We start from the raw sequence: 3,885 nt of genomic DNA on the forward strand, positions 1-3,885 counted from the left end.
CGGTGGGGCCGGGACGTCCTGCACTGCCCGTACTGCCACGGCTGGGAGGTGCGCGACCGGGCCATCGGCGTGCTGCTCACCGGCCCGATGTCGGTGCACCAGGCGCTGATGTTCCGGCAGCTCAGCGCCGACGTCGTCCTGCTCTCCCACACCGCGCCGCCGCCGGTGGGCGAGGAGGCCGAGCAGTTGGCCGCGCGCGGCATCCGGGTGGTGCCCGGCGAGGTGGCGTCGCTGGAGGTCGCCGACGACCGCCTGGTGGGGGTGCGGCTGGCCGACGGCGCGGTGTTCGCCCGCGAGGCGCTGGCGGTCGGGCCGCGGATGGTGGCGCGCGCCGGTTTCCTGGCGGGGCTCGGGCTCAAAGCCGTCGAGCACCCGAGGGGCATCGGCGAGCACGTCCCCGCCGACCCGACCGGGCTCACCGAGGTGCCCGGCGTGTGGGTCGCGGGCAACGTCACCGACCCGGTCGCGCAGGTCGGCGCCTCCGCGGCGGCGGGCGCGGCGGCGGGGGCCCAGATCAACGCCGATTTGGTCGCGGAGGAGACCCGCCGGGCCGTCGCCGCCCTGCGCGGCCCGTTCTCGGCGCGGTCCGAGGCGGCCGTGGCCGAGCTGGTGGGAGGCGACCGCCGCCACGGCCTGTGAGGACGGACCGGTCGGCCCGACCTGATCTACGCTGCGGGCGTGGACTTCTTCACCGCACCCGACTCCAGGGCGTCCGCCGCGGCGCTGGAGGTGTGCCAGGAGTACGCCGAACCGTGGCTGCTGCACCACTCGCTGCGGTCCTACACGTGGGCGAAGGCGTACGCCGCGAAAGTGGACATCGCCCACGACGGCGAGCTGCTCTACGTCGCGGCCCTGCTGCACGACCTGGCGCTGACCGCGCCGTTCGACAGCCACGAGCTGCCGTTCGAGGAGGCCGGCGGGCACCTGGCGAGGGTGTTCGCGGCGGGCGCCGGGTGGGGTCGGGCGCGGCGCAACCGGCTGAGCGAGGTCATCGTGCTGCACATGCGCGACGACGTGCCCGCCGACGACGACCCGGAGAGCCACCTGTTGCAGGTCGCGGTGAGCGCGGACGTGTCCGGGTCCCGGCTGCCGGAGTTCCCGCCGGACTTCCGGGCCGAGGTGGTCGACCGCTACCCGCGGCTGGGGTTCGCCGAGGCGTTCCTGGCGCGGTTCGCCGACCAGGCCGAGCGCAAGCCCGGCTGCGCCGCGGCGGGGTTGGTGGGGTCGGACTGGCCGGAACGGGTGCGGAACAATCCTTTGGACCTGCTCGGCTGAGCGCCGAGCAGGTCCGAAGGGGCCTCACCCCAGCGCGTAGGCCCGGATGATCGTCTGGTCGACCGAGTTGCCCGCGCCGTCACGTGCCTGGGCCTTGAGCGAGGCGAACCGCGCGCCGGCCGGGTGCACGACGGTCGCGACCCAGCGTTCGCCCAGCTTGACCAGCGGCACGGGTTTCCAGGTCTTCCCGTCGTCGTAGGACACCTGCACGGCGGTGCGCACGCCGGACGTGCGGGTCGTGTCGTTGCGCTGCACGTACACCGGGAACGCGAACGGCCGCCCGGCCCGCGCGCGGTTCCGGTCGTCCAGCGACGGCGCGAACCGCACCGCCAGCAGCGGCAGGGCCCGCGGTTCCCGGCCCTCGACGTGCTCCGAGGTGAACTCCCAGTCGGCCGTGATCCGCGTGGACAGCTCCGACAGCCCCGCGCGGTCGGCCGAGGTGTGCAGCCGGTAGGCGCCTCGGGTGGCGGGCACCTGCGCCGTGAGGTTGCCCTCGACGGCCTGCTCGGCGATCAGCTCGCCGTCCCGGTGCAGCCTGGTCCACCCCTCCTCGACGCGGGAGTAGCCGAAGCGGTCGGCGGCCTGGTCGGTGAACAGCGGCACGTCGATCGCGATGTCGTCGCCGTACCGGCGGCCCCACCGGCCCGGGTCGTCCGACGTCGGGAACGCCGGGCCGAACACGGCGGCGTTCCACTTCTCGGTGACCGGCCGGCCCTTCTGGAACCGGCGGGGCGAGGCGGTCAGCTGGTAGGCCTCGTGCGGGAACATGTCGGGGTTCTCGGCCTGGATGAAGTTGCCCGACCAGTCGATGCCGGGCGAGTAGCGCTCGGTGACGCGCAGCGGGAGCGGACCGCCCGCCACCTGGTGGACGAACCCGGGCCGGCCCGGGGCCGCCGCCGAGGCCTTGGCGGTGACCTCCACGAGGTCGCGGTCGGCGAAGGCGCGCTCCAGCCGCGCGGGCACGCCGCCGTCGTGGTCCCAGCCCACGTTGTACTGGTACGGGCTGCCGGCGAAGTAGCCGGTGCCGTCCGGTTCGGCCAGCCGGGCGCGCACCGAGAAACCCGCCTCGCCGGGCGCGGACGTCCTCGACGGGACGTGCCGGATCCCCTTGAGGTCCCTCGAGACGACGCCGAACGCGATCCGCCCGGCCGCGGTGTCGCGGTGGTAGTGGGTCTCGGCGAAGCCGACCTCCGCGCGGGGCGGTGGCACCCGCATGGTGATCTCCCGGCCGTCGCGCGCGTCGAACACCAGGTGGTCGGGCCCGTCGACCACGACGTTCGGTTCCAGGAACTGGGTCAGCGGGTGGTCGGGGTGGCCCGAGACGTACGCATCGAAGTGGTAGGCGCCGCTGGGCAGCCGGAGGCTGAGCGTGCCGGACGGGTCGCGGCCGGTGTAGGTCTCGGGCCGGGTCACGGCGGCGAAGGTGAAGCGGTGGTTCGGGGTGGGCTCGCCGTCGTGGTCGAGGAAGGTCAGCCGCACGTCGTGGCTCTCGACCTCCTTGGTGAAGGCGATCGGGGTGCGCACGGACGCGCCGCCGCCGTTGGCGAGCACCGCTCCCCCGTACCGGCCGTCCGGCGAGTCGAGCGAGGTGGTCGTGGTGACGGTGACCGACGCGGCGCCGCCCGCCGGGACGGTGACCGAGTCGGGCGAGGCGGTGACCAGGCCCGCCGGCGCCGGGTCGCCCGCCGGGTCGCGCAGGTCGGCGGTCAGGTCCAGGGTGATCGGGGTGGTCCCGCCGTTGCGGTAGGTCAGCCGCCGCTGGATCGGCGCGTCGTCGTGGTGCGGCCACGTCGCGGTGCCCAGGCTCAGCGACGCGGGCGAGACCGACAGCGACTGGGTGACGGCGCGCGCCACGTCCAGGCGTCCGGCGCCCTGCTCGTGGACCGACAGGGCGGCGTTGGGCCGCGCGCTGCCGGTGAGCGCGCCCTTGAGCTGCCCGGCGGTCCAGTCGGGGTGCCGCGCGGCGAGGATCGCCGCCGCGCCCGCCACGTGCGGGGTGGCCATGGAGGTGCCCGACAGCGCCACGTGCGCCTCGCCGACCGGTGTGCCGATGTGCCCGTTGCGGGCCTTCGCCGCCACGATGTCCACGCCCGGCGCGGTGAGGTCCGGTTTGATCGCGCCGTCGCCCTCGCGCGGGCCGCGGGAGGAGAACCGCGCGAGGGCGTCCTCGCGGTCCACCGCGCCGACGGTGAGCGCCGAGTCGGCGGCGGCCGGGCTGCCGATGGTGCCCTCCGAGGGGCCGGTGTTGCCCGCCGACACGACGAACAGCGCGCCGCTGCTCGCGGTGAGCCGGTCGACGGCCAGGGACATCGGGTCCGCGCCGTCGCTGGGCAGGGACGAGCCCAGGCTCAGGTTCACCACGTCCGCCCCCGCGGCCGCGGCCCACTCCATGCCGGCGATGACGTCCGACTCGCGCCCGCCGCCGCCGTCGCCGAGCACCTTGCCGACCAGCAGGCGGGCGTCGGGTGCGACGCCCTGGTAGGTGCCCGAGCCGGTGATCGTGGCCGCGACGTGGGTGCCGTGGCCGTGGCGGTCGTCGGCGGTGCCGCTGAGGCTGAAGTTCCGCGCCTCCACCACCGCGCCGGCGAGGTCGGGGTGCTCGGCGTCGAC

General features: G+C 75.4%; 3 protein-coding genes. 2 read left to right on the plus strand and 1 reads right to left on the minus strand.

From position 1 onward, the window contains the following. The coding region (locus ACFV4N_RS40970) for an NAD(P)/FAD-dependent oxidoreductase (RefSeq protein ID WP_499678082.1) at window positions 1–639 on the plus strand (639 nt) is incomplete at its 5' end. A 39-nt stretch (window positions 640–678) separates the two neighbouring features. Further along, complete coding sequence (locus tag ACFV4N_RS40975) at window positions 679–1,275, plus strand: HD domain-containing protein (protein WP_499678083.1); 597 nt, start codon at window positions 679–681, stop codon at window positions 1,273–1,275. Between the two features lie 24 nt (window positions 1,276–1,299). Here ACFV4N_RS40975 and ACFV4N_RS40980 read toward each other — a convergent pair. Next, window positions 1,300–3,885: S8 family serine peptidase (locus ACFV4N_RS40980; RefSeq protein WP_499678084.1), on the minus strand; the 2,586-nt coding region annotated here is incomplete at its 5' end.

It is taken from the genome of Actinosynnema sp. NPDC059797, from assembly GCF_042732085.1.
GTDB lineage: Bacteria > Actinomycetota > Actinomycetes > Mycobacteriales > Pseudonocardiaceae > Actinosynnema.